The organism is Leptospira yasudae (assembly GCF_003545925.1).
Classification (GTDB): domain Bacteria; phylum Spirochaetota; class Leptospiria; order Leptospirales; family Leptospiraceae; genus Leptospira; species Leptospira yasudae.
In genome coordinates this window covers 187903-211940 of the sequence record NZ_QHCU01000002.1, presented here as the reverse complement: position 1 = coordinate 211940, position 24038 = coordinate 187903, and the positions used below count along the sequence as shown (strand labels likewise).

Below are 24038 nucleotides of genomic sequence, written 5' to 3'. Positions count from 1 at the left end.
ATCCGGGTTGAAAAATCCCGAACCGATTGACGACTGGAATCATAGAGATGTTAAAAGAAATCAACGAACCCCACCGGACCTTGTGCGGAGAACGAATTCCGTTTGAAAATATTCACGCGGTTTCCGTAAGCCTTCCTCATTTGGCGGACGTAATCGGTTACGAAGAAAAAAGAACCGAAACGCTTTCCCGATTGAAATCCGGTTATCCGAGGTTTGTGGCGCATTCTTATATCGCGAGAATTTTAGATTACAACCGAGAAGTAAAAAACGTCTCCACTCCTCAGTTCATCGTCTCTTCCAAAAAAGCGGCAAACGCAATCGTAGAAAAGTTCTCCATAGAAAAATACGAAATCCTTGAAGACGACGGAATCTTTACCTTGGTAATTCCGAATCTCAAGGATTTGGAAAAGGAAATTCTCTCCTTCATACAGCATACGGGATGTCTTGCGTCTTCGAGAATGGCGGAAGACTTCTTATTAAAAAAAGGAATCTTGCAGGAAGTTTTCCGTGAAAAAGCGGAGAAGGATTCTCCCGTTGCAAAAATTCTTTCAAAGCTTTCCTCTTTTTACGGAAATGCGAATCCTCCGATTTTACTTTCCATGTCGGGAATGAACGGGGTCTATACGGCGTTCGAAGCGTTCGATCGCGTTCAAAGAAAAAAAGGAAAAACGATTTGGATTCGTCTCGGTTGGTTGTATGTGGACAACATCCGAATCTTGGAAAAATATACGAAAGATTCGTACGTGATTCACAACGCCACGGATCTTCAAGACTTGGAACAATTTCTTAAACGGAATTCACAACAAGTCGCTGGAATCATCACCGAATGTCCGACCAATCCGCTTTTGTTGGTTCCCGATTATGAAAAATTAAAATCCATCGTGGACCGATATGAAATTCCTTTGATCGCGGATATTTCCGTCGCCGGGTCCGCGGTGATCGACGTGCTTCCGTATGTCGATGTGATCGTGGAAAGTTTAACCAAGTTCGCTTGCGGAAACGGAGATCTCATGATGGGTTCGGTCGTATTCAATCAAGATTCGAAATGGTTTTCGGAAATTTTTCCGATCTGCAAAGAATTGATCGAAGAACCGTATATTCGGGACTGCGAACGTCTTGCGTATGAAATCAAAGATTATGAAGAACGTGTATTAAAGATCAGTGAGAATGTGAAAAAACTCGCCGCGTATTTTTCAAAACATCCTGGAATCCGAAACGTATTCTGGACCGGCTCCGCCGATTCTTCCGCAAATTTTGAAAAGATCACGAGAATTCCAGGAATTCAATCCGGCGTTTTATCGATCGAACTCGCGGTTCCTTTGGAAAAATTTTACGATCGACTCGCGTTGCTAAAAGGACCGAGTTTCGGAACCGAGTTCACTCTTAATATGCTCTACGTTTATCTCGCGCATTACGAGCTGGTGACTCAGGAAGAAGGAAGAAAATTTCTGAAGGAAAACGGACTCGATCCGAACCTGATCCGAATCTCCGTTGGAACCGAAGACCCGGATCTTTTGATTCAGGAATACGAAAAAGCGTTCGAAGCTTAAGCTCTTGCTCCGGCGATTACTCCCGATGCCGGGGAAGAATTTCCTTTTAAATGGAAGATTCCCTTGTAAAAGGCGAACAAAATTCCATATTTAGAGATTCCTAATATATAAAGAATTCCCAAAGAAAGAATCGTTCCGAACGTCCAACCGAGCGCGTGAATCAACAAACTGCAGACGATTGCGAGTCCGAGCGCGCCGATAAACACCGAACCTAAAAAGTAAAGAATTCTCGCGACTACGCTTCCTCTGGCTTCCTTAGTTTCCTGCCCGAGGGTAACGTCGCGGATTTCAAGACCTTCTTCAATCCAGTTGGACATGATCGAAATCATAATCGGAATCATTACGATTCCCATGACATACAACGTAATCGCGACGTCGGAAGTTAACCAGGAAAGTGCGGTGCCCCAAGTCCAATCGTAGAGATATTCTTCTCTGGTTGCGGAAAAAAATCGTTTATACCCTTCTCCGTCCCAACCGTGAACGAGGATAAAAAACATTCCGAAGTAACCGAGCATCACTTGTAAAAAACCGTAAAAGGCTTTGGATCTTTCGAGCAATTTCCAAACGACCCAAAACGCAAGAATTCCCTGTGACACGTTCGTAAAACCGAATAACGTCACGAGCCAACCCGGCATCGACTTGTCCAAGGCCTGCATGGTTTCCCAACTCGTAAATTGCCAAACAAGATATAAACCCGAAGGTCCGAAAACCAAAGAGAGAAACAACACGTTGATGAGAAAGTATGTTGTCTTCCAAAAAGGAGTCTTTTCGTCGGAACTCTTCGGTTTTGTTTCTTTCAAAGAAGCCGAACCGAGGGAATCTCCCGACTGAATTTTTTTAATCTGACGGGAAGCCGCCATCGCAAACCCTGCGCCTAATCCGTAGGCCCAGAAAACGTCAACTTGTACCATTTTCAATTCTCCTGATTTCTCAAATCTAAATATAGAATGACATATCATTCAGTTTTTTCAACTAAAAAATGTGGGAACTCCTTCGATTCTTAAATTAGAAAAAGGGAACTTTGTCAAATTATAGGACATAATTCAATAAAATCCTTACAAAGGCGTCTAAGGATTACCATATCACAGCCAAACACCGATGTTCAAAGCAGCCAATCCAAGAAATACGGTTCAATCAGTTTAATGTCTGATTGAACTGAGATTTAGGTTTTACGTTATTTCAAAGGTCTGCGCTTAGGAATCCGCTCTCATCCCGTCCAGCATCAGATCGGGAACGGCTTTCATCCAGCGAGTCGCATAGTCTCGATTGGATTTGCGGGAAATCGATTGGCGGATTCCTTCAAACATCATGGAATTGATGGCTTTGGAAGCGATATCCGTGTCCAGATTCTTCCGTAAAAAACCCTTCTTTACACCGTTGATCAAATAAAGCTCGGTAACGCGGGCCGAAAGTTCATAGATCTTCCGAGTCTTGACGGTCACCGTTTCATCGATTCCCTGCGTTTCAAAAAAGAAAACCTGCCCGATGCGAGTGTCTTTTCCAAAAAGTTCAAAAAGGCCGACTCCGATTTCTCCGATTTGAGAACGGTATTCTTCCAACGAATTGGATTTGTCGGGACTTTGTCGTGAAATCACTTCGGACAATCCGTTCTGCACTCGATCCAAAAGCGCATGTAGGATATCCAACTTATTCTTAAAATAACGATAACAGGTTCCGTGACCGATGTCCAACTTTCCCGCGATATCCGCGATCCCGGCAGCATGATATCCTTTGACCGAAAAAATGTCGAGGGCAGCGTCTAAGATTTCCTCTCTGCGCGCCTGGATCTTATCTTCCTTTTTCATCTTCGGGGAGAATGTTTTGTTTCGGAGTTTTTTTGTAAACCGGAAGATTCTTCAAACGAGATCGACGGTAAGAGGAATGTGAATCTTGAAGCGCGTTCCTTGTTTCGAATCCGATGAGAAATCGATTTTCCCTTTGAGTTGCCGCACCAATATATTCACGAGTTTTAAACCGAGCGAATTGGAATCCTCTAAGTCGAAACCCGAAGGCATTCCGATTCCGTTGTCCTCGATCTGCATCTCCAGATTTTCTTCCATCTTAGCGAGAGAAATTCTAAGTTCCGGTTTTTCGGAAGAATTCTCCCCTTCCGGGAAGGCGTACTTTAAAGAATTGGAAACGAGCTCGTTGATGATCAATCCGATCGGAATCGCGCGGTTTACGCTGATATCCAAAGTTTCCAGTTCGGTTATCAATTCGACCAAATCCGATTTCCCGTAAACCTGAAAGAGCTGGTTCAATAGTTTTTCGATATATATGGAATATTGAATCTTTCCTAGATTCTCCGATTGATACAATTCTTCGTGAATCATCGACATCGTCCGGAGTCGGTTCTGACTTTCCATAAACACGGAAAGACTTTGTTTATCTTGAACGTAGTCCGATTGCATCGACAACAAGGAAGAAATCACCTGGAGATTGTTCTTTACTCTGTGATGAATTTCCTTCAGCATTACTTCCTTTTCTTCCAGAGAAAGATGAAGTTTTCTTTCCACGGATTTGATATCCGTAAAATCCAATAGCGTCACGATCACGCTTGAAAGAGACGATTCGAATCCAGGAGGAACGGACCAACGGATTTTAATATCCAATCTCGTTCCATCTTGAACGCGAAAGCCGACTTCGACTTCGTAAAAATAGGATTCTTCCCGGATCTTTCTTAAAACTCTTCGGAATACTTTGAAATTATCCTGACTGAAGAATCGTTTCCAATTTTTATAAACCGCATCCTTGGATTCGACGCGAAGCAGATTGACGGTCTCTTGATTGACCCCGACGACTTGAATCGAATCGAAACAAAGCTGAACAAAATCCGGATGGGTTTCGACGTAATCCGTAAACGAATCTCCGTTAATATCTTCGGGCAAACCGTCCAAAACTTTTTTGAGTTGGGAATAATCCGCTTCTATGATCGCAACCGGAAGATGTTCGAACAAACCCATATAGCGGATCTGACTTTTTTCCAACGCGGCTCTCGCCTCGTTCTTCTCATGAATTTCCTCTCGCAAAATTTCGTTGGAGCGAAGAAGTTCGTGCGTTCTTGCCTTTACCTTGTCTTCCAAACTCTGATGAGAAATACGAAGCTGATTCTCCGCATCCTTTCTTTCGTTCACCATACTTGCAACAAGCAGACTTGTTATGGACAACACGGCCACGAAGAATTGCAAAAGAATATAAGAAGCGTTCATCGATTCCGCATAAAACTGAGGAGAACCGGAAATCGTTCCTAAAATCGCAATGATCGAAGAAAGAACCACCGCCAAGCTGCTCGGTCTTTCTCCCAATCGAAACGCGGACCATAAGATCAACGGAATCAGAATATAACCCAGAGGATAGCTGATGGAAACGATCGGAGTTACCAAATCGAAAGAGGCGAGGGAAAAGAATACGATCAAAAGAAGAAGCACGATCGATTCCAAGAGCTCGGTCCAGCGCGGAGTTTTATACGCGCCTCGAAACCAAAAAAGGATAAAGGGAGCGCCGATATAAACGCCGAGCGTGTCGCCCGCCCACCAGGTAAGCCAACTTTGACGTACCAAGGAGAGATCGATTTCTCCCAAGAAATACATGAAAGCGACCGAACCGGTGCAGCTGATCGTACATACGATCGCTTCCAAAGCGATAAAAAGAAAAACGTATTGGGTTTTTTCGGAAATTCTACACCCGGGAATTTTCAGAGAAAGAACGACTTTTCCCACATAAGACTGAAGAGCCGAAAAAAGCCCGATCACAAAACTAAGATATAAATTCTTTCCGGGATCCATCCAGATTCCGGAAAGAAGATCCGTTCCTGAATTGGAAAAGAAGGATGCTAAAAAAACTCCGATGATCGCGTAATTTCCGAATAGAATCGTAAGCCCGAGCGCCGCTCCGGAAGCGGGCCAAATCGCGGAAGCATAACCCGGATGAATCGCGGTGTTTCTTCCGATCTGCGCGAGAATATAATAAATAAACCCGGATATAAAAACGATTCCTGAGATTCTTATTATTTCTTTGAAACGAAGAGACAAAATCATCAATCCTATTCAATTTGTTCTAATATGAGCATTGAAGAGCTCCTATTCTCTGACCAGCCTTTTATGATTTTTGACGAAGGATTCCATCCATTCGGAAACATTATCTTTCGCAATCCGATTGCAACGATCGAAGCTTATAATTCCGCGGGCCTAACAGAAGCGTTTCACAAAATCGAAGATTCTTTAGATCGAGGATATTACTTAGCGGGTTTTATCTCGTATGAGGCAGGATATTTTTTTTCCGATGCGAATTGGAAACGAACTGAAACAGTTTTACCACTTTTGTATTTTGCGGTTTTCGAAAAGCCGGAAAAAATTTCTAAACCTCTTTCAGAATCCCATCAAAACTACGGTTTTTATATTTCAAAAACGCCGAATCGGGAAACCTATTTTCAAAACCTGAAAACGATCCGCGATCATTTGTTTCAAGGTGAAATCTACCAAATCAATCACACAGACCGAATCAATTTCGACTTCGAAGGTGATATATTATCGTTTTATAAAGTACTTTCGGAACGACAGCCCGTCTCTTACGGATCTTGGATTCGCTTCCAAAAAACGGATCTCCTTTCTTTTTCTCCGGAACTCTTTTTCGAAAAGAAGAATCGAACTCTCGTCACAAAGCCGATGAAAGGCACTTATCCTAGAGGAAAATCCGAAAACGAAGACAAAGAGAACGCCCGCCTTCTTCAGAACTCCGAAAAGGAAAAAGCGGAGAATCTCATGATCACCGATTTAATGCGGAACGATCTCGGTAAAATCAGCCAGGAAGGAAGCGTTCAAGTGGAAGCCCTTTTTTCCGTGGAAACGTACAAAACGATCTTTCAAATGACCAGCACCATCCGTTCCGAACTTTCGGATTCCGTGGGTTGGAAAGAAATTTTTAAGCAGCTTTTCCCCGGAGGATCGATCACGGGCGCTCCGAAACTTAGGGCGATGCGACTCATTGAGCAACTCGAACCGCCCAGAGGAATTTATACGGGAGCGATCGGAGTCATTCAACCGAATCAGAACGCGGTGTTTTCGATCGCAATCCGAACCTTGGAACTCAAACACGGAAAGGGAAATATCGGAATCGGCTCCGGAATCACTTGGGATTCCGATCCTGAAAGGGAATGGTCCGAAATTTTCGAAAAAGCGAAGTTCTTCACCGAGGCGCCCCGCGATTTTTCCGTTTTCGAAACGATACTTTATAAAAACGGAATATTTTACTTTTTAAAAGAACATTTGGAAAGAATCGGGAGATCCGCTCAAAAACTGCAAATCCCATTCTCCGAGGAAACATGGAATTCAACCCTCCAAAAAATCCGATCCGAAGTTTCCGATCGAAAGCCATACCGGGTAAAAATCAGCCTGCATGTTTCCGGTATGATGCACTGGGAACATTCCGAACTTTCGGGGTTCCAAAGGAAGGGAAACGTTCGGATTTCGAAAATCAAAATGGATTCCGCTTCCGAATTCAGAAAACATAAAACGAATTTAAGGGCTGTTTACGATCAGGAAGGGAAGCTCGCTCGGGACGCGGGTTGTTTGGAAGCAATTTTCTTAAACGAGAAAGATGAAATCACGGAAGGAAGCATCACCAACGTATTCGTAAAAATCGGAGATTCTTACTTTACCCCTCCCCTTGATTCGGGAGTTCTTCCGGGAGTTTTCAGAGAACGTTTGCTAAAACGAAATGGATTTTACGAGAAAATTCTTTTCTTAGAGGATTTAACAAAATCGAATTCCGTTTTCCTTTGCAACTCGTTACGCGGAATTTTAAGGATAGAAGAAGTTCGAAATTCTTAGATAGACGAATCTTTGGAATCTAGTTGCGGAAATCGAACGGGGTCGTAAACTTTTAAGTATGAGGACGTTTCTCGGAATTTCCGTTCCGGAAGAAGTAAAAGAACGACTAACTTCCATCTGTTTCGGCTTACCGGACGTGCGTTGGGTTCCGAAGGAAAATTTTCACGTAACCTTGGTTTTTTTAGGCGAACAATCAAACGAGCAACTGGATGTTATATCCGAGTTTTGTTCCACCGTTTCTTCTCCGTCGTTTCGTCTAAACTTGAAGTCGGTGGGAACGTTCGGAAAACAAAAGTCCCCTTCGATTCTTTTTGCGGGAGTTAGCGCTCCACCCGAACTTTTACAACTTCAAAAAACCTTGGACGGCGGACTTCGCAGGTTGGGTTTTGCGCCGGACCGTCAGGATTATCATCCGCATTTAACGATCGGCCGTTTTAAGAATACGAACGGAACGAGAGTTCTCGCCTATTTGGAGGAATTCTCGGACTTCTCCTCCTCGGAATTTCCCGTTTCCGAATTTCATATCTATTCTTCCAAAACTTTCTCGGATGGGCCGATCTATTCCATAGAAGAATCTTTTTCACTTTTACCGTCTTAAAAAATGATGGAGAATGCAGAACGTTTTCGAATGAGGCGCGTGTCTTGAAAGATTTCTCGGATTTTTTTCGAAACCCTCACGTGTGGGACCGTGAGATCGTCGCAGTGGGAGGAGACCTTTCTCCAGAACGACTTTTGTATGCCTACAAGAACGGAATCTTTCCGTGGTCGGATGAACCAATTCTTTGGTACTGTCTCGATCCTCGGGGAATCTTCGATTTAAACCGTCTGCATATTTCGAAACGCTTAAAACGGAAGATCAATCAAAGACGTTATACGATCACTTTCAACCGTGCCTTCGAACAAGTCATGCGCTGTTGCGCGCATCGTCCCGGCGAAGAAACTTGGATCACCGATCTTTTTATCAAAGGCTATTCCGAATTTCACAAAATCGGATACGCTCACTCGGTGGAAGTTTGGGATGAGAATGGAAAATTAGGAGGAGGAGTTTACGGAGTTGCGATCGGAAATTTTTTCGCAGGTGAATCCATGTTTTCCTTCGTTCCCGATTTTGGAAAGATCGCACTCTTTCATTTATTCGAAGCTCTTAAAAAAGATCGCTTCACCCTTTTCGATACGCAGCAACTAAACGTTGTTACTCTTGGACTTGGAGCGTATCAAATTCCGAAAAAAGAATATCTCAAACGATTGGAATCGGCGGTGGCCTCGGGAAAAAAATGGAACCCTTCCCGTTCCGTTCCTTAAAAAAAACGTATTTACTTTTTTTCTACGGATGTTGGAGTTCTCCAATCAATCACTCTTTCAATAGGAAAACTTTACAATGACCCTTTTTAAGAAAATTCTTGCCCAACTTTTAATCGCAGCGATGGCGTTGACCGGATTCGCGGGACTCGTCGCACAAGAACCTGCAGCGGACGCTCCAACGGAACAAACCGAAAGCCCGAAAGAAACTAAGTCCGAAAAGAAAGGAAAGAAATCTAAGAAATCCAAAAAGGCTAAAAAGGCAAAAAAATCTAAGAAAAAGTCCAAGAAGGAAAAAGCAGAAAGCAAAAAAGAAGAAGCATCCGCTCCTTCGACTGAATCTTCTGCTCCTGCCGGAGAAGAGCAATAATATCTCCTTCCCGTCTATCTCCTCGGAGGTAGACGGTTTCTTCTCTTTTTGCACCGCACCCTCTCTTTCTTCCTTCTAAAATTTGGTTGACTCGCGCCATTTTTCCCTTAACTTAATTCAGCCTTTACCTTATCGGAAATCATTCCGGTAAAAACTCACTAAAGAGGAATTGGAAATGTATAAAAACCTCGCGGATATGTTGATACAATCCACCGAGAAATTTGGAGATCGACCCGTATTCTGGAGCAAAGGAGAAGATAAGGAATTCCATCCTACTTCTTATAAACAGCTGTATGACATGGGAATCGCTCTTGCCGAAGCGCTCATTCATTTGGGACTGAAAGCAAGAGAACATGTCGGAGTATTAGCGGACAACAGACTTGAGTGGATGATTACGGATTATGCCGTTCAATTCTCGGGAGCGGCGAACGTTCCAAGAGGAACCGACGTAACCGAATCCGAACTCGAGTACATCCTCAATCACTCGGAAGCAAAAATCGTTTTTATCGAAAACGATAAGATGCTGGAAAAGTTCAATAAAGTTAAATCGAAACTTCATAATGTCGAAACGATCGTAATTATGGATAAAGCTTCCACTGCAAAAGGAAAGAACATCCATAAAATCTATGATCTGATCGAGGAAGGAAAAGCCCTTAGAGCCAAAGGATCCAAAAAAGCTGAGAAAAGAATCGAGGAAATCAAACCCGACGATCTCTTTACCCTCATCTATACCTCCGGAACTACGGGAATGCCGAAAGGTGTGATGCTCATGCATTCCAACATGATTCACCAGATGATTTATGTTGTGCCGATGCTTTTAACGGACATCAAGCCTACGGACAGTATGCTTTCAATATTACCGATTTGGCATATTTTCGAGAGGGTCAATGAGTATGGAGCCATCTCGAGCGGAATCCAAACGTATTATACGAAAGTTTCCGATCTTAAAAACGATCTGGCAAAAGCGAGACCTTCTTTTATGGCGTCCGCTCCACGCGTTTGGGAAAGCGTTTACACCGGAATTTACAACAAAGTAAACGATCCAAAACAAACACCGCCGATCCGTAGAGGTTTGTTTAAACTCGCTTACTTCTTCTCGAAACACTACAACGCGTCCAGAAGATTCTTGAGCGGATTGGAAGTGGATTATGAAAACAGAAATATTTTCAAATCCCTCGCAATCGGAGCAAAATCCCTGATCGTTCTTTTGTTAACTGGACCGTTTACCGTGAGCGCAATGGCGATTCTCGCGTATTTAGCTCTCCCTGCATACGGAGTTCATGTTCCAAGCTCGATCCTCTTAACGATCGCAGGTTTAGGATTGATCTTCAACGCGAAGACTTTGGACGCGATCGTTCTTTCCAAAATTCGTCAAGCTACCGGTGGAAGACTCAAGGGGTCTATGTCGGGTGGGGGCGCACTCCAATCGCACGTGGATAACTTCTTCAACGATATCGGAATGCTCGTTTTGGAAGGTTACGGAATGACCGAAACCAGCCCCGTAATCTCCGTAAGACCTTTCGTAAAACCGATCATCGGCTCGGTCGGATTCTTAGTTCCAAAATCGGAACTGATGATCAAAGACGATAACGGCCACGTGTTGACTCACATCAACGACAAGTTCGAAGTTCTCGCGGGTAAACTGGGACAGAAAGGTGTCGTCTTCGTAAAAGGACCTCAAGTGATGAAAGGATATTACAAAAATCCGGAAGTCACCAAGAAGACCATTGTGGACGGATGGATGAACACCGGAGATATCGGATTCATCAACTTCAAGAAAACCCTGACTTTGACCGGAAGAGCGAAGGACACCGTAGTATTGTTAGGTGGAGAAAACGTGGAACCGGTTCCTATCGAGAACAAGATGGACGAATCCCCGTTTATCAAACAATCGATGGTTATCGGTCAGGATCAGAAGGTTCTCGGAGCGATCATCGTTCCGGATATCGACCAGTTAACAGATTGGTGCAAGGAAAACGGAATTGATACTTCCAAACTCGAAGAGTTGATTAAACATCCGAAAGTCATCGACTTCTACAAAAAAGAGGTTCGTAACTACAACAGCACCAAGACGGGATTCAAATCTTTCGAGCAGGTTCAACACGTAATTCTCACCAAAAAACCTTTCGAGGTCGGGGACGAATTGACCAACCTTCTCAAGATGAAACGTCACGTGATTACGGAAAAATACAGCAAGGAAATCAAGAAAGTCTACGACAAAGACTGAACGGCAAACTTGCATCCGTAAAAGCGAAAGGCTCGGGGGATTTTCCTTCGGGCCTTTTTTTATGGAGAATACAATCTCCGGATTCCCGGAACGATCTCTTCTCCGTCTTGTAAAATCGCGGGATCGTGTAAGGTAAGAATTTTGGTTCCTTTCTCGTTTAAGATTCGAACGTATTCGATAAAGTCCCGATTTCGTTTTGTGGAAAAAACCGCGCCTTGTGGAAGACCGATTCCATTCTTACATTCTTCGATGAGATAACATTCATCTCCTGTAAACAGAAATCGTCGTTCGGTTGAAGCGATCCATTCCAACGCTTGCGATCCGGGAGTATGACCGCCTGTAAACAGAATCCGCATATCCGAAAGTAAAGAATACGTTCCATCGAAGGAATGAATTCGATTCGCAGAACTCAATGAACGGATGTAAGTAGCTTGATTCGGAAAGTAGGATTGTTTTTTCAGAAGATCCAAATCGTGGTTTTGAATATGGATCGTAGCGGAAGGGAACAGAAAAATTCCACCCGCGTGATCGAAATGAAAATGCGTGAGTACGATGTCTGTAATTTCTTTCGAATCGATACCGCATTTTTTTAAAAGGAGGTCGGGTCTTCCAAAACTCGAAAAACCGAATTTCTTTCGATAAACCTCGTTGAAAAAACCGGAATCGATCAGAATATTTTTTCCCGGAACGCGAATCAGATAAAAGAGATATACGATTTCGCGACTTCCTTTGTCTTCTTCTACGTTCAAAAAACGATCGGGGTATAAACTCCTTCCATAAGAAAAGACATACAAACCGTCGTCGGTCTTACAATTTTTGGAAACGTTCGTTTTCGAATTTGATCCATTCTCGGCCGCTTCCCGATTCTTACCTGCGCAACCGCAAAATAAAACGAAAAGCAGACAAAACGAGAATCGAATCGTTTTCATTTCAACGTTTCAACGGGTTCGCTTTGAATCTTAGAAAATCCTTTCTGGATCGGAGTCCTAAACTGCATTAGAATTCCCTTATGAAGATGTCCCGGTAAAAGCATCCAAGCCTGCAGATTTTCCAACGATTGAACGTTGTAATGCAAAGGATAATCGACCGGAATTTTTTCTCCGTCCGGCGATCCGTATTCTTCCTTGGTTCCGTTTTGCATCGTTCTCAAAACGATTCCCTTGGAATCGGTGGGAAGACTTAAAAGATTATCGCGAAAGCCGGGAGTATAAGAAAAATAATCTTCGATGTTGGAAAGATAAACGACTCGAATCGGAACGTTCAAACGCGCCGCCCTTTCACCCACGGAACGCATGCTCTTTTCCGCGTTGATATCTCCTTTTAAAATCTGAATTCTCCCTTGAAGAACCATGTTCCGAACGTAAACGTATTCTTCTTTGGAATGGATGAACGTCTTCAATCCGAATCGTTGCGAGGTACGATCCAGTTCGTTCCATCGCTGCGGAATATCGGATTTACCCCGATGTGCCACTTCCCAAGCCTCGCGGATCAAAGGCCATTCCGGATCTTTTTCCCATTCGTTCTTGATCAATTGAAAGGATGTCTGTTTATTTTTGCGCGACCAAAGTTCGCGATACGATTCAGGATCGGGTGCGAGTTTAAAAAACAAAAGATGAATCCGATTGATCAAGCAAATCGTATAATCGAAGTCCATCAGCCAGGCGTATTTGCTCTTGGCCCATGCGATAAACGTAAAGTTTTGATCCGTTCCTGCGCCGAGATAACCGCCTTCCAGGTTTTCAATATACGGTTTGAATAGATCGATCCGAAGTTCGTTCGAAGCGGGATAATGTCTTCCTCCGAGGTCTTTGGATTCGAATTCATCCACCTTCAACGGAGTCAGAAAAATCTTTTCCGATTCTTCCAGAGGAGGAACGATCCAGGGATCTTTCGGCGGAGGAGTCTTACAGCTTGCGCAGAGAAGAATATATCCCGCTGCTAAGAGCGGGATCGATTTAGAATCAAACATAAACCTAATTACTTCGAGTTGAGTTTATACCAGTTCAACCATTCGTTCCGAGAGTAAAAGTTCTTTCCTGTGATCGAGGCAAGAGAAGACATTAAAAGTTTGGAACTCGCCGCGCGATTCTCGTCCAAAATTTTCATTAAAACCGGAAGGCTGGCTTTGTCCTTTCTCTTTCCCAGCTCGGAAATCGCAACCTGTTGCAACGAAACGTTGTCTTTCTGCGCAAAATTCTCCAGGATCTTGCGGGATTCTTCTCCTGGAATCGCGGCGATTGCGGGAATAACGACCGATGCGGAATTCGGGTTCTTCTCCGCAATTTCAACCAAAGTTGCAAGCGCCTTTGGAGAACGCAATAAACCCAAGGATTCGACCGCCAAGGAAGAAAGTTTCGGATCGGAAGACTTGGACGCGAGAATCAAATCTTCCAGAGCTTCGTTCGCTTGTAAAATTCCGAGGGACCAAACCGCTCCGTATCGACCTTCTCCGTCTTTTTCTTTTAAAACGGTCAATAAAACCGGAATACTTTTTTTATCTCCGAGATATCCGAGCGATCTCGCGATCACTTCGCGGTCGGGTAGTTGCAAGTTTTCTAATTTTCTTTCGATCGTAGTTCGAGCTGGATTAAAACGAATTCTTCCGAGAACCAAGGCTGCAGGCGGGATCGCATCGGGATGATTCTCTTCTAAAATTTTTTGAACCTTGGGTCCCGTTTCGGAGGAAGGAATGTCAGACAAAACATTCACTGCACGATAACGAATCTCCCGATTGGCATGTTTTAAAATCGGTACCGTCGGAGCGATCGCTGAAGCATCTTTAATTTCAATCAAAGCGATCATCGAGTTCTCACTGCCCTTATCAAAATCGGAACCGAGTCCTTGAACCAAAACGGGGACCGCGTTTTTGCTCGAAATTCTTCCCAAAGCCAAATAAGAAGCCGCCAGCGTGGGTGAAGGTTCGGTCGTTTTTGCAAGCTCGATCAAATACGATTCCGCCGACCGAACTTTCAATTTTCCTAATGCCATCGCGTATGTTTTCGCGAGTTCCACGTCCTTATTTTTACGCGCTAAATTCAAGATCGCTTCCCCGGAGGAAACCGCCTTGATACGCACCAAAGTATCGACTGCGATCAATCGCAAGGTGGAATCCTGAGACTGCAAAAACGGAAGAATCACTTTCGCAGTGGAAGAATCTTCCATTCTCGCGAGCGCTTCCATCACGATGTCGGGCGTTACGCCCGATTCGGAAGAAAATAGTTTCACGATTTCGGAAGTAGAAGCGCCGTCCTTCCAAGTTCCCAGCGCAATCGCCGCGGTTCCTTTCACCGCGGGATTGGTTTCGTTTTTCAAAAGATTCCGAACGACTGGAATCGACGGTTTGTAATCTCTATTAGAAACTTCTAAAATAGCTTGAGCGCGGATCTGGGGATTTTCGGAATTCAATTCCTTTAGAATCTGTTCCAAAGGCAGTTCCGGTTTCGTTTCCGCAACGGGGAGCATATCGGGCCTTGGCGGGCCTCCGCAGCTCCAAAGAATAAAAAACAGAATGAGAAGTAATCGCATGCAATCTCCTGTAAACGGCGAACGATTTGAATCAGACGTATAAAAATCAGGAACCCGGAATTTGACTTTGCACCTGTCTTAAAGTGGAAAGTTCTTTTTTCCAAACGATCAGATCCTGATTGGCGGTTCCGATTTGTTCCGGGTTCAATTTTCCCTGTTGAATCGTATATTCAATCAATTGAATTCTAGATTCTAATTCCTCGATTTTATAATTGATATAAGCGCGTTGTTCCTTGGGATTTACGCTCGATTCCGACGGGGCCTTCGGTTCGTTCCCCGGCTCCGCGTATTTTCCCAAAGATCGAACGATCGCGTTTCGCGATTCCATATTCGTAACCGTATCCAAACGTTCTCTTGCTTCTTTTTCTTCGGCCTCGCTGAGAGCGGGTCGAAACTCCGAAGGGATATATACATTTTTCGGATATCTTGCGATAAAGTCGGTCCATTCTTTCCGAATCTGTTCTTTTTCTTCCGGGGTTTTTCTGGGTTTAAAAGCCTCGGGCCAGAGTTTTTTGGCCTGGCCTTCCAGCTCCGGATCTTCGTTGAACGGATGAGGGGCGTCCGGAAAATAGGGATCCATTTCGGAATAATATTTCGTTTTTAATACGGCATCGCTTTCTTCCGCGATGGAGAGGGAATCTTTCTTCTGATTTTCGGGCCAAAAAAGGATGAATAATATTAATAAAACTGCAAGTGCGACCACCGCAAAAAAGAGTTTTTTTCTGAATTCCATAAAACCCGCTTTTTAAAATAAAAAACGCCGCCTTGATTGAAGGCGACGTTTTCATTCTTCTTTCTTCTTCGTTTAAGACGAGGAAGAATTTCTTACACGAAAATTCCGATAACCCAAGAAATGAACTGTCCGAAAATGGTTTCGGTCAGGAATTTCTTCAAGTCCACCGGATTTCTATTCAGGCTGTCGTAGTACCAAGCGGTGTATTCGCTGACTTGAGCGATGTTCAATCCGTAACGTGCGTTAATGACCTTAATCAACTCGTTCGCAAAAACCGAATGTCCGAACATGTTCGGGTGCACTCCGTCCAGACCGAAAACTCCTGGTTGGTTCGGCAAAGGCCAATTTGCACGGGCATAACCCGGGCTCCAACCGGAAGGGCTTTTTACAAGACGTCCGTTCTCCTTGATATCATCAAAGACAACTTTCAGATCCGCGACAGCAAATCCCATCGCCGCACCTTGAGCCTTAACTTCGTTGTTCAACATAGTTAAGAAGTTGGTGATGGTTGCGACTTCACCCGCATCCAAAACTTGATTCGGATCGGATACCGAATTACGGAAGAATGCTTTCAATCCGGTGTAATTCGCTCTTCCTTGAGGATCTTTATAAGGTTCGAGAAATGCGATCGCAGTCACGTTCGGAATCGTAAAAAGCACGCCGCCTTTTAAACTTCCGATCGCAGCCAAACGTCTCATCACTTCGCGAATGTCCCTCTTATAACGAGCCTCGTCCAAACAAGCTGTAGTGGTGGAAAGCGCAGTACAAAGAACATGGTTTGCGGCTACGGTTCCGAAAAGAAAGCTAGGTCTGACTTTTTCCATGATTTCAATTTGGGTTCCGGAACTCCGAAGACCGAATTGATGGAATTTATCAGGTTCTTTACAATCCTGAACTTGTACCCAGCGGTAGGTATACCAATACCATGTCGCCCAATACCAATCTTTCTCCCATTTTGTTGCGGTAACGTCTTCGCATTTACCGGAGGTTCTCAGAACGGAAGTATATTCAGCTCCCGTAATTCCCGCGTGAGTCGGAAGGCTGACGGTTGATCCGTTTCCTCCGATGATGGAACCCGCGATGCAGAAAACTCCGCAATCGCCTTTAAGAACGTCTTCCAAGTTGATATAAGGTCCGGTAAGAACGTTATACGAAACGGAAGATCCGGCTTGTTTGCTGACCAGAACGGGATAAGCCCAATCCTGAGTTTTTTTCTCAACCGTTGCACCGAAAAAACCGTGACTCAAAGAATCACCGATAACACCAGGCTTCGCAAAAAGCTGAGCCTGAGTTTGAGCGGATAAACTTCCCGCACAAAGTCCGAGCACAAACAGAAGAGTCGCAATCCAATTAGCTTTTTTCATCTTTCACTATTCTCCATTTTCATTTAGGCCTGGAGAACGAAAAGCCCTTGTAAGCAAGGTCCCATCCCTCGTTCATCTGCTGGCCCGGGTTTTTGACCCAGAGCAATCGTAAGTCTGTAACGAACGGTCAGTCAACAGGAATAATGAAATTGATCCTAACGTAGAAAAATTTTTTCCAATTTGGCGTAACGTTCGATATAAAACCATTGTGACAGAAGTTTGTCATGAAGAACTTTCCGAAATCCGAATTCATACAATTTCTAGTATGTAAGGACTGTTACACTTTTCTCATGAATACAAATCCACAAACCCATGCAAGATTCGAAGTATACGACTTTCCTCATAGAGGAATTAGAAACGCTCTTTCCCTTTGGATTTTGGAAACCGGTAAAACGGATTTCAAAAACGAAGAAGAATGGAATCGTTTAAAAAACATGAGTACTGATATAATTCATCTCTTGGAGATCCATGCAAGAGACGAAGAAGCATTCAGCCTAAAATATCTCGGCGAAATCGATCCGTCGTATTCCGAAAAAGACTTAACGAACCATTCTCTCTTGGAAAAAGAAATCGAAACGATTCAAAGTCGCCTGGAACAAATTGACCGTTCCAAACCTCTGTCAAAAGCCGATCTTAAAAAAGAATTTTATAATACGCTCATGCGATTTCAAACCCGATATCTCGTTCACATGGAAGAAGAGGAAACCGTAACACAATCGCATCTCTGGAAAGAATTCAGCGACGCGGAACTCGAAAATCATCGGAAGGAAATCATGGCCTCTTTAAAGGTCGAAGACTTGAAACTTTGGATTCGTTATGTGGCGCCCACGCTTCCATCGGAAGAAAGATTCAAATTCGAATCGATGACCGAAAAAATTCTCTCTCAATCTTCGGGAAAGAATTGATCTTTCGTTTTCGAGCGAATACATTCAATCAAACCATGAACTTGGACTTACAATCGATTCAATTGCAAAGGATTACGCAAGCGTCAACAGCGGATTATTCAATCATTCCGGATGAATATTGCGTGCTCGGGGTTCAAGTTCGGGGAAGAATTCACACACTTAAGGAGAATTCTTTCCAAGCGTTGAATGTGATTGGGATTACGGGAATGATGACCGAACAAAAAACATTCCGATCGGAACAAGATACGATTTCTTTTTTGCTTCGAATCGCTCCAAACTCGCTCGCACCGTATTTGCCTCTTCCGATGAACAAAATCTTAAATGAAAGCATTCCTTTGGAAACACTGTTTCCTCAAAACGTAGTCGATGATTTGCGAGAAAATTCCCTGCAAGAGTTCCAGGAAGATCGGGAATCGGGATGGGCTTGGAAACGATTTTTATTCGGTCTTAAGGTTTACAAAGAGGAGCCGAAATATCTTTCCGAATCCCTCAAAAAAATCCGTTCTCAGGCTGGAGAAATTTCGATTTCATCCCTGGCCTCCGACTTGGGAATCAGCCAAAGTAAATTAGAAAAAGATTATAGAGTATTTTTGGGACTTTCTCCGAAAGATTACGCTTCTCTGGTTCGATTTCGAAATGCAATTCGGCTTAAGAATGAGTCCTCCAACTTAACCGACTTGGCTTATCTTTCCGGTTATTACGACCAAGCGCATTTTATCCGAGAATTTAAAAAGAGAACCGGGAAAAGCCCGAAAAAGTGGTTTCGGACAAAATCTACGATCGACTGAATTCGATCGTACTACATATTAGAATTAATTAATTTTCCATAAATCCATAAAAAAGCCGGAGGTGAATCCGGCTTTTTGCATTCTGAATCAAGATCGAACCGGCATTAGTCCTTATCTTTTTTCTTCTTCTTTTTGGATTTTTTCTCGGACTTATCGTCGTCATCCTTGTCTTTTTTCTTTTTAGACTTTTTGGAATCCTCTTTATCGTCGTCCTTATCCTTTTTCTTGGACTTCTTCTCCTTCTTCACATCGTCGCCGTCGTCCTCTTTATCTTTCTTTTTCTTTTTAGATTTTTTCGAGTCGTCGTCTTTATCGGAATCGTCTTCGTCCTTATCCTTCTTTTTGCGTTTGGACTTTTTATCGTCGTCTCCGTCATCATCCTTGTCTTTTTTCTTTTTGGACTTCTTCTCTTTAGAGGAAGAATCGTCGTCATCGTCTTTGTCCTTTTTCTTTACGGGTTTACGATCTCCGTCGTCATCTCCGCCTTTTCCGGGTTTCGCCCTGCAATAAGCGTCGACGGAAACTCCGTCTTGTCTTGTATAACCGCTTACCCAAGTGCAATCATCGTTGGATTTACAAGAGGAAGCCGAAAGCCCTTGACAAGCGCTATCCGCAGAAAGGGAAACGGTTCCGAAAAAACCGAAAGTTACGGCGATTACGATCGCCCATAAAGAGCGAAAAAGTCGATTGAAACGCATACTATCTCCTACAAAGACCGTGTATCATTTTGGTCAAAAGAGATGTTTGTCAACGTGCAAGGTTTATCAATAAATTTTCGAAAAAGAAGTTCGTAATTTTTTAAACCGAAACATCTCTTCGTTCCGCCTTTGCGATCACTTCAAAATGTTTTGTTCGGGGAAAGAAGTCGACAAGAATCACATCCGTTAGCCGATAGTCTTCGTTTAACATCAAAGAAAGATCCCTTGCCAAAGTCGTATGGTTGCAGCTGGAATATAAAAATCCTTTCGGTTTGTTTTCGATCAGCGCCTGTGAAACTTTTTTGGACAACCCGGCCCTCGGCGGATTCATGATCCAAAAGGGAGAATTCAAAGCTTCCTTCGACTCGATCCGATCCGTTTCCAAATTCAAAACTTCGAACGTAAAGGAAGAAATACCGTTTTGCTTTGCATTCTCCCGTGCTTGTTTTACGGACGCGGAAGAAAGTTCATAACCGGTCCACCGTTTCGCCTTGGCGTTTAAAGCGATCGAAATCAATCCGGATCCACAATATAATTCTAATATTCCGGTTTGCTGATCTGGAGTTAAGGAGAAAATTTTTTCCAGCCAAGGTGCGATTAAATATCGATTCACCTGCGAGAATCCGCCTGCCGGTATGTTCCAGACGATTTCACGAGATTCGGGAACGCGAACCGTTTCCCGTAACCGTACGGATTCTTTTTGATATGGAACTACCTTGTTTCCTTCCAATCGAAGCGAAAACAATTTCGATTTGGAAGGAGGAGTCGATCCGCTTCTTTCTTTTTTGAGAAATTCGGACAAAGCGGCATTCATTTCGTTCGGAAGATTTTTACAACCGTCTTCGGGAAGTTCAACGATCGAATGGGAGAATTCTTCGTAAAATCCGGCGATTCTTTTGGAACCGATAAAACCTAATTGAATCTGAGTCGTGTTTCTGTATCCGTTCGGCTCCGCGCTGAGAATTTCGATTTCAGGAATTTGAATATGATTTTTGGAAAAAGCGCGTTCTAAAGTTTCCCGCAAAAGAAACGTTTTGATTTCGAGTTCCTTTCCGTAGGTAACATGACGATAGGAACAACCACCGCATCGAGGAAACGAAGCGCAATCGGATTCGATTCTTTCCGAAGACGGATCGGAAATTCGAGATGCGACTCCCCAATACAGGGAACCGGATCGTTTTAAAATTGTCGTTTGAACTTCTTCTCCTGGAATCGCGTTCTTTAAAAAGAAAGTTCCTTCTTCCGAATTGGCGATCGAATAACCCAAGTTCACCCAAGAACGCGGCCTAAGTAAAATCGGACCCGGCGGAATGTTCGAAGTAGGTTTTTTAGGGCGATCTTTATGTCCCTCAGAGTCGGTTTTCATCTCGTTCGACAACGTCTTCCAGGAAATCCGAAGATCCGGGAACGCAAAGAACAATTCACCTTGACACAGGGGGGTTTTCTCGCGGTAAAGTAATTCCGTCAGGAGAAGTGGCTGAGTGGTCTAAAGCAGCGGTCTTGAAAACCGTCGTGGTAATCCCACCGTGGGTTCGAATCCTACCTTCTCCGCGACAACCTTTGGAGACGTGCCTGAGTGGCCGAAAGGAGCAGTTTGCTAAACTGTCGTACGGGTAACTGTACCCAGGGTTCGAATCCCTGCGTCTCCGGATTTTGCTTTCATTTTACTCAATACCCGGAATTCTCACCTCTATGTCCTCTGAGCGGTTCAAAACCCAGGAATTTATCCAGGAAACACTGAGAATCTTAAAGAGCGAAGAATTTCCCGGCTTGATCGCCGCGATCTCTTACGTTCCTTTTTTCGGCTGGCTGTTCATTTGGATCTTTCGTAAGACGCAGAAGTTCGCTTCGTTTCATATCATACAAGCGTTGAAACTCAACGTCGGTTTTATCGCGATTTCTTCGGTGGTTTGGTTTTTGAGAGAATTTCCGATCGTGAGTTGGATTCTTTCTTTGATTCGAGTCAATCCGATCGTGACCGATTTTATCAGTTATGTTTCTTGGATTGCATTCTTAGGCTACAGCGCGCTCGGAGCCTGGAACGCATTTCAAGAAAAAGAATATACCCTGCCTTTTTTCCCGGAGATGGAAAATGAAATTCAAAGAATATTTAAAAAAATACGAACCGGTTCTCCGTAGTCTTCCCGAAACAACGAATCGATTTTTAAGATCCGAACAGTTTTTAGTTTATCTGGTTTCTTTACCGCTTTTCGGAACTTGGCTGATCGGGTTTACTTTTTATTGGGAGAATTCCGTCGTTCGAAAATATTCCGGATTGTCCTTTCTCAACTTTTTGTATTTCCTCGGATTTCTTTTAGGAAGCGTTTTTGTTTCCTGGATTCCGGTTGCCGGACCTTGGTTGGGTCACTTGGTTCATCTTGCGGGGATTTTGATTTATCTAGGGATTTCAGGATTACTGCTATACAATTACGCCACTGGAAAAAAGATTGCACTCAGGATTCCTGAGGAACACCTTTCTCGATTAGAATCCTATATCCATTGATACCCGCGCCCATAGCTCAGCTGGATAGAGCGTCTGACTACGGATCAGAAGGTCGGAGGTTCGACTCCTTCTGGGCGCGCCAATTTTCTTTAAAATTTTCCTGAATCCGTCTATAAATAATATCACTCTCCCCTTCGGAAGAAATATCCGTACTGTTGGATTCTTAGGAAAAATCTTACGGCCTCCCGGCCTGTTTTTAAACGAATTGATGGAAAAGAACGGTACGCAAGCTAAAACTGAACTTCATCCGGGATAAGTCGACAAAGAAGATGAAGTTCAGTCGCATGCAAAGAAAAGGATGTTTATTTTTTCTTCTTATTATTTACCCAAGCCGGTAAGTTCGAAAAGTTCGTTACTACAAATTTTTTCCAGTCAATGTTAGTTTCAGTAAAATTGTTATAAGCACTGCACACCATTCCGTTTGGAGTTTGTGTCCAACGACCACATTCACTCATATTTACGGTAATCGGCATTCTTTGAATTGATTCTTGGATGGTCGGAAAATAAAGAGCTTCCTCATAATTTGTCTCTTTGGAAAGAGGGGTTTTATTCAGAGTGGAGAGAGAATCTTTTAAAACTTTGTTGATAATTCCCTTGTGAAGGTTGCTTTTAACTTTACCTAAGTTAGAACCGTTCGTATAAACACTAAAACGATCCGTCAAAAGGTTCTTGTTATTCTGATCATTCAAAGAGTAAGCGATCTCGGTTACGCCTGCGCAAGTATCGGCATCGAAAGCTAACAAGTGATTTAATACGACAAGTTCCAAAGTATGATATGCACCTGGCTGAATATTCCCTTTTTCGTCTCGTACGGGAAGTAAGAACAGCTGATTTTCTACGATTGTTTTTTGGAGAGAGCGATTGAAAGATTCTGCGTCGCTTTCGTTATAAAATCCGGATGCGTTATCTTTAGACTTTGCATCAAACGCCATTTTCTTTCCTAATTTTTCGTTGATGGGTGAAGCATTCAATGTCGCTTGTGAAGCTTGAATTCCAGGCATTTTCAAAACCACGTCTGAAGCGGACGAGCATTGCATTAAAAGAAAACCGACGCCGAGAATACTAATGAGAGACTTAGATATCATTAAAAATTTTTACCTTTGATGAATTTACGAATGAACGTGATAATTTTGTTAAAGAAAAATCATGTTCGTTCATTCGTAATATGAAAGATATTCGCTTTTACAGACAGCAAATATAAAAATATACAAGGACTCTTACTGTTTATGAACCACCTCTTATCTAAAATTCTTTTCCGTTGGAATACATTCAAAGCGAAATGGGCGAATGCAAATTGCAGCTGCAAAATTCTGAAAGTGATTTTCAAAAGGGAACTTTCGTTTAGGGTAAGAGCCATCTCCAGTCTTTAAAATTATGTCACTTTTTGAAACCCGCTCAAAATCCCAATTTTTCGATTTTTACCGAAATTATTTCTAAAATTGCAGTGTACGAATTGACACTAAGACTGAGTCTCATTTCCATTGTAAGGGAAAACTGATAGAGAAGAGTTGGATTTCAAAATGGATAAATGCCACTGTGCGCAAGTAGCCTTCGAGACGATCGTAGAAACCGCGAAATCGGAAGGCGTAAGCTATCAAGAAATAATGGAAAGGGTCGACGCAGGAAATACTTGCACGGCGTGTAAGTCGTATCTTATTGAGTACTGTGAATCCAGACTCGAACTCCTCCAAACCGCTTAAACAACTTCTTACAGTTTCCCTTTTCTCGGAGGTACTGCAAAAGGCAAATACCTCCCCTCGAAAGAGAGCCAATCACAACTTTCACGAACTTTCAGAAGTATACCAAAGATTTCTAAACGTCCTCACAAAGGACACCTACATCCAAGCGCATAGGCATAAAAGTCCGCCGAAACCGGAAACGTTTTTGGTTCTAAAAGGAAGTCTCGGCTTCGTTCTGTTTAACGAAGACGGTTCGATTCAAGAAACGCATCTTTTAAGTTCCGAAGGCCCTGTATACGGCATCGATATCGCGCCCGGAGTTTACCACACTCTCGTTTGTCTTTCCGAGACCGCGATCTGCTTTGAAGGAAAATCAGGGCCGTACGATCCCACGACTGACAAGGGTTTTGCGCCCTGGGCGCCGTCGGAATCGGATTCAGATCGATTGGAATATCTGGAAAAACTAAGAAGCCTTTTTTAAAGCGACTCCGTTTTTTATAGGAAACGGATTTTTTACTTTCCCGTATAAGGATCAAAGTTTCTATTTTTGAAATCCTTGTCGTCGGATT

The 24038-nt window shown here is 43.3% G+C and carries 22 protein-coding genes and 3 tRNA genes; 14 read left to right on the top strand and 11 right to left on the bottom strand.

All coding sequences use genetic code 11. The features are described 5' to 3' along the window. Positions 1-47 precede the first annotated feature (47 nt). Entirely contained in the window at positions 48-1550 is a 1503-nt protein-coding gene (locus tag DLM76_RS06155; protein ID WP_118954417.1) for an aminotransferase class I/II-fold pyridoxal phosphate-dependent enzyme, read from the top strand. Here DLM76_RS06155 and DLM76_RS06150 read toward each other — a convergent pair. The 3 genes from DLM76_RS06150 to DLM76_RS06140 form a co-directional block, all read right to left on the bottom strand. Next, a complete protein-coding gene (locus DLM76_RS06150) occupies positions 1547-2461 on the bottom strand; it encodes a hypothetical protein (protein ID WP_118964681.1) in 915 nt (304 codons plus the stop codon). The two genes, DLM76_RS06155 and DLM76_RS06150, sit on opposite strands and share 4 nt — an antisense overlap. A gap of 282 nt (positions 2462-2743) precedes the next feature. Then, positions 2744-3355, bottom strand: a complete 612-nt coding sequence (locus DLM76_RS06145; protein WP_118954419.1) for a TetR/AcrR family transcriptional regulator — start codon at positions 3353-3355, stop codon at positions 2744-2746. A gap of 51 nt (positions 3356-3406) precedes the next feature. Next, on the bottom strand, positions 3407-5581 hold the full coding sequence (locus DLM76_RS06140; protein ID WP_118964945.1) for an MASE1 domain-containing protein: 2175 nt from the start codon (positions 5579-5581) through the stop codon (positions 3407-3409). A gap of 30 nt (positions 5582-5611) precedes the next feature. Between DLM76_RS06140 and pabB the strand changes: the two genes are divergently transcribed. The 5 genes from pabB (at position 5612) to DLM76_RS06115 (ending at position 11274) form a co-directional block, all read left to right on the top strand. Further along, positions 5612-7378, top strand: coding sequence for an aminodeoxychorismate synthase component I (pabB, locus tag DLM76_RS06135; RefSeq protein ID WP_118964680.1), 1767 nt, complete (start codon positions 5612-5614; stop codon positions 7376-7378). Positions 7379-7436: 58 nt separating this feature from the next. After that, positions 7437-7976 carry an RNA 2',3'-cyclic phosphodiesterase gene (gene thpR, locus DLM76_RS06130; RefSeq protein WP_118954421.1) on the top strand — a complete coding sequence of 180 codons (540 nt, stop codon included), beginning with the start codon at positions 7437-7439 and terminating at the stop codon, positions 7974-7976. Positions 7977-8020: 44 nt separating this feature from the next. Continuing rightward, on the top strand, positions 8021-8680 hold the full coding sequence (gene aat, locus DLM76_RS06125; RefSeq protein WP_118954422.1) for a leucyl/phenylalanyl-tRNA--protein transferase: 660 nt from the start codon (positions 8021-8023) through the stop codon (positions 8678-8680). 76 nt (positions 8681-8756) lie between these two features. After that, the gene (locus tag DLM76_RS06120) at positions 8757-9047 is read left to right on the top strand and encodes a hypothetical protein (RefSeq protein ID WP_118954423.1); all 291 of its coding nucleotides are present in this window, start codon (positions 8757-8759) and stop codon (positions 9045-9047) included. Positions 9048-9222: 175 nt separating this feature from the next. Next, positions 9223-11274 carry an AMP-dependent synthetase/ligase gene (locus DLM76_RS06115; protein WP_118954424.1) on the top strand — a complete coding sequence of 684 codons (2052 nt, stop codon included), beginning with the start codon at positions 9223-9225 and terminating at the stop codon, positions 11272-11274. A 59-nt stretch (positions 11275-11333) separates the two neighbouring features. On the opposite strand, the gene DLM76_RS06110 is transcribed toward DLM76_RS06115, so the two are convergent. The 5 genes from DLM76_RS06110 to DLM76_RS06090 form a co-directional block, all read right to left on the bottom strand. Continuing rightward, complete coding sequence (locus tag DLM76_RS06110) at positions 11334-12203, bottom strand: N-acyl homoserine lactonase family protein (protein ID WP_118964679.1); 870 nt, start codon at positions 12201-12203, stop codon at positions 11334-11336. Then, complete coding sequence (locus DLM76_RS06105) at positions 12200-13243, bottom strand: LIC_10091 family lipoprotein (protein WP_118954426.1); 1044 nt, start codon at positions 13241-13243, stop codon at positions 12200-12202. The genes DLM76_RS06110 and DLM76_RS06105 overlap by 4 nt, the downstream gene beginning before the upstream one ends. 8 nt (positions 13244-13251) lie before the next feature. Continuing rightward, positions 13252-14736 (bottom strand): HEAT repeat domain-containing protein, encoded by a 1485-nt coding sequence (locus DLM76_RS06100; protein WP_167450745.1) that lies wholly within the window; start codon positions 14734-14736, stop codon positions 13252-13254. A gap of 109 nt (positions 14737-14845) precedes the next feature. Next, complete coding sequence (locus DLM76_RS06095) at positions 14846-15532, bottom strand: hypothetical protein (RefSeq protein ID WP_118964677.1); 687 nt, start codon at positions 15530-15532, stop codon at positions 14846-14848. Between the two features lie 92 nt (positions 15533-15624). Then, positions 15625-16896 (bottom strand): hypothetical protein, encoded by a 1272-nt coding sequence (locus tag DLM76_RS06090; RefSeq protein WP_118954429.1) that lies wholly within the window; start codon positions 16894-16896, stop codon positions 15625-15627. A gap of 290 nt (positions 16897-17186) precedes the next feature. On the opposite strand from DLM76_RS06090, the gene DLM76_RS06085 reads away from it, so the two are divergent. Beyond that, positions 17187-17801, top strand: coding sequence for a hemerythrin domain-containing protein (locus DLM76_RS06085; RefSeq protein WP_147455781.1), 615 nt, complete (start codon positions 17187-17189; stop codon positions 17799-17801). Positions 17802-17836: 35 nt separating this feature from the next. Beyond that, entirely contained in the window at positions 17837-18589 is a 753-nt protein-coding gene (locus tag DLM76_RS06080) for a helix-turn-helix domain-containing protein (protein ID WP_206610251.1), read from the top strand. 104 nt (positions 18590-18693) lie between these two features. On the opposite strand, the gene DLM76_RS06075 is transcribed toward DLM76_RS06080, so the two are convergent. Then, entirely contained in the window at positions 18694-19287 is a 594-nt protein-coding gene (locus DLM76_RS06075; RefSeq protein ID WP_174714640.1) for a hypothetical protein, read from the bottom strand. Between the two features lie 100 nt (positions 19288-19387). Then, complete coding sequence (locus tag DLM76_RS06070) at positions 19388-20653, bottom strand: class I SAM-dependent RNA methyltransferase (RefSeq protein ID WP_118964674.1); 1266 nt, start codon at positions 20651-20653, stop codon at positions 19388-19390. Between the two features lie 101 nt (positions 20654-20754). Between DLM76_RS06070 and DLM76_RS06065 the strand changes: the two genes are divergently transcribed. The 5 genes from DLM76_RS06065 to DLM76_RS06045 all read left to right on the top strand — a co-directional run bounded on the left by DLM76_RS06065 (position 20755) and on the right by DLM76_RS06045 (position 21872). Further along, positions 20755-20838, top strand: a tRNA-Ser gene (locus tag DLM76_RS06065). Between the two features lie 11 nt (positions 20839-20849). Further along, positions 20850-20936: transfer RNA gene (locus tag DLM76_RS06060), tRNA-Ser, on the top strand. A gap of 43 nt (positions 20937-20979) precedes the next feature. Continuing rightward, complete coding sequence (locus DLM76_RS06055; RefSeq protein ID WP_118954432.1) at positions 20980-21426, top strand: hypothetical protein; 447 nt, start codon at positions 20980-20982, stop codon at positions 21424-21426. Next, the gene (locus DLM76_RS06050; RefSeq protein ID WP_118964673.1) at positions 21380-21790 is read left to right on the top strand and encodes a hypothetical protein; all 411 of its coding nucleotides are present in this window, start codon (positions 21380-21382) and stop codon (positions 21788-21790) included. The genes DLM76_RS06055 and DLM76_RS06050 overlap by 47 nt, the downstream gene beginning before the upstream one ends. Positions 21791-21795: 5 nt before the next feature. Continuing rightward, positions 21796-21872: transfer RNA gene (locus DLM76_RS06045), tRNA-Arg, on the top strand. Between the two features lie 220 nt (positions 21873-22092). Here DLM76_RS06045 and DLM76_RS06040 read toward each other — a convergent pair. Then, positions 22093-22791, bottom strand: a complete 699-nt coding sequence (locus tag DLM76_RS06040; RefSeq protein ID WP_147455780.1) for a hypothetical protein — start codon at positions 22789-22791, stop codon at positions 22093-22095. Between the two features lie 655 nt (positions 22792-23446). Here DLM76_RS06040 and DLM76_RS06030 point away from each other — a divergent pair. Next, a complete protein-coding gene (locus tag DLM76_RS06030) occupies positions 23447-23950 on the top strand; it encodes a WbuC family cupin fold metalloprotein (protein ID WP_174714639.1) in 504 nt (167 codons plus the stop codon). Positions 23951-24038: the final 88 nt, after the last annotated feature.

Bases quoted from the DNA above. Each gene is read 5' to 3' on its own strand.
- DLM76_RS06155 (WP_118954417.1), top strand. From the start codon at position 48: ATGTTAAAAGAAATCAACGAACCCCACCGGACCTTGTGCGGAGAACGA.
- DLM76_RS06150 (WP_118964681.1), bottom strand. From the start codon at position 2,461: ATGGTACAAGTTGACGTTTTCTGGGCCTACGGATTAGGCGCAGGGTTT.
- DLM76_RS06145 (WP_118954419.1), bottom strand. From the start codon at position 3,355: ATGAAAAAGGAAGATAAGATCCAGGCGCGCAGAGAGGAAATCTTAGAC.
- pabB (WP_118964680.1), top strand. From the start codon at position 5,612: ATGAGCATTGAAGAGCTCCTATTCTCTGACCAGCCTTTTATGATTTTT.
- thpR (WP_118954421.1), top strand. From the start codon at position 7,437: ATGAGGACGTTTCTCGGAATTTCCGTTCCGGAAGAAGTAAAAGAACGA.
- DLM76_RS06120 (WP_118954423.1), top strand. From the start codon at position 8,757: ATGACCCTTTTTAAGAAAATTCTTGCCCAACTTTTAATCGCAGCGATG.
- DLM76_RS06115 (WP_118954424.1), top strand. From the start codon at position 9,223: ATGTATAAAAACCTCGCGGATATGTTGATACAATCCACCGAGAAATTT.
- DLM76_RS06110 (WP_118964679.1), bottom strand. From the start codon at position 12,203: ATGAAAACGATTCGATTCTCGTTTTGTCTGCTTTTCGTTTTATTTTGC.
- DLM76_RS06105 (WP_118954426.1), bottom strand. From the start codon at position 13,243: ATGTTTGATTCTAAATCGATCCCGCTCTTAGCAGCGGGATATATTCTT.
- DLM76_RS06100 (WP_167450745.1), bottom strand. From the start codon at position 14,736: ATGCTCCCCGTTGCGGAAACGAAACCGGAACTGCCTTTGGAACAGATT.
- DLM76_RS06095 (WP_118964677.1), bottom strand. From the start codon at position 15,532: ATGGAATTCAGAAAAAAACTCTTTTTTGCGGTGGTCGCACTTGCAGTT.
- DLM76_RS06090 (WP_118954429.1), bottom strand. From the start codon at position 16,896: ATGAAAAAAGCTAATTGGATTGCGACTCTTCTGTTTGTGCTCGGACTT.
- DLM76_RS06085 (WP_147455781.1), top strand. From the start codon at position 17,187: ATGAATACAAATCCACAAACCCATGCAAGATTCGAAGTATACGACTTT.
- DLM76_RS06080 (WP_206610251.1), top strand. From the start codon at position 17,837: ATGAACTTGGACTTACAATCGATTCAATTGCAAAGGATTACGCAAGCG.
- DLM76_RS06075 (WP_174714640.1), bottom strand. From the start codon at position 19,287: ATGCGTTTCAATCGACTTTTTCGCTCTTTATGGGCGATCGTAATCGCC.
- DLM76_RS06070 (WP_118964674.1), bottom strand. From the start codon at position 20,653: ATGAAAACCGACTCTGAGGGACATAAAGATCGCCCTAAAAAACCTACT.
- DLM76_RS06055 (WP_118954432.1), top strand. From the start codon at position 20,980: ATGTCCTCTGAGCGGTTCAAAACCCAGGAATTTATCCAGGAAACACTG.
- DLM76_RS06050 (WP_118964673.1), top strand. From the start codon at position 21,380: ATGAAATTCAAAGAATATTTAAAAAAATACGAACCGGTTCTCCGTAGT.
- DLM76_RS06040 (WP_147455780.1), bottom strand. From the start codon at position 22,791: ATGCCTGGAATTCAAGCTTCACAAGCGACATTGAATGCTTCACCCATC.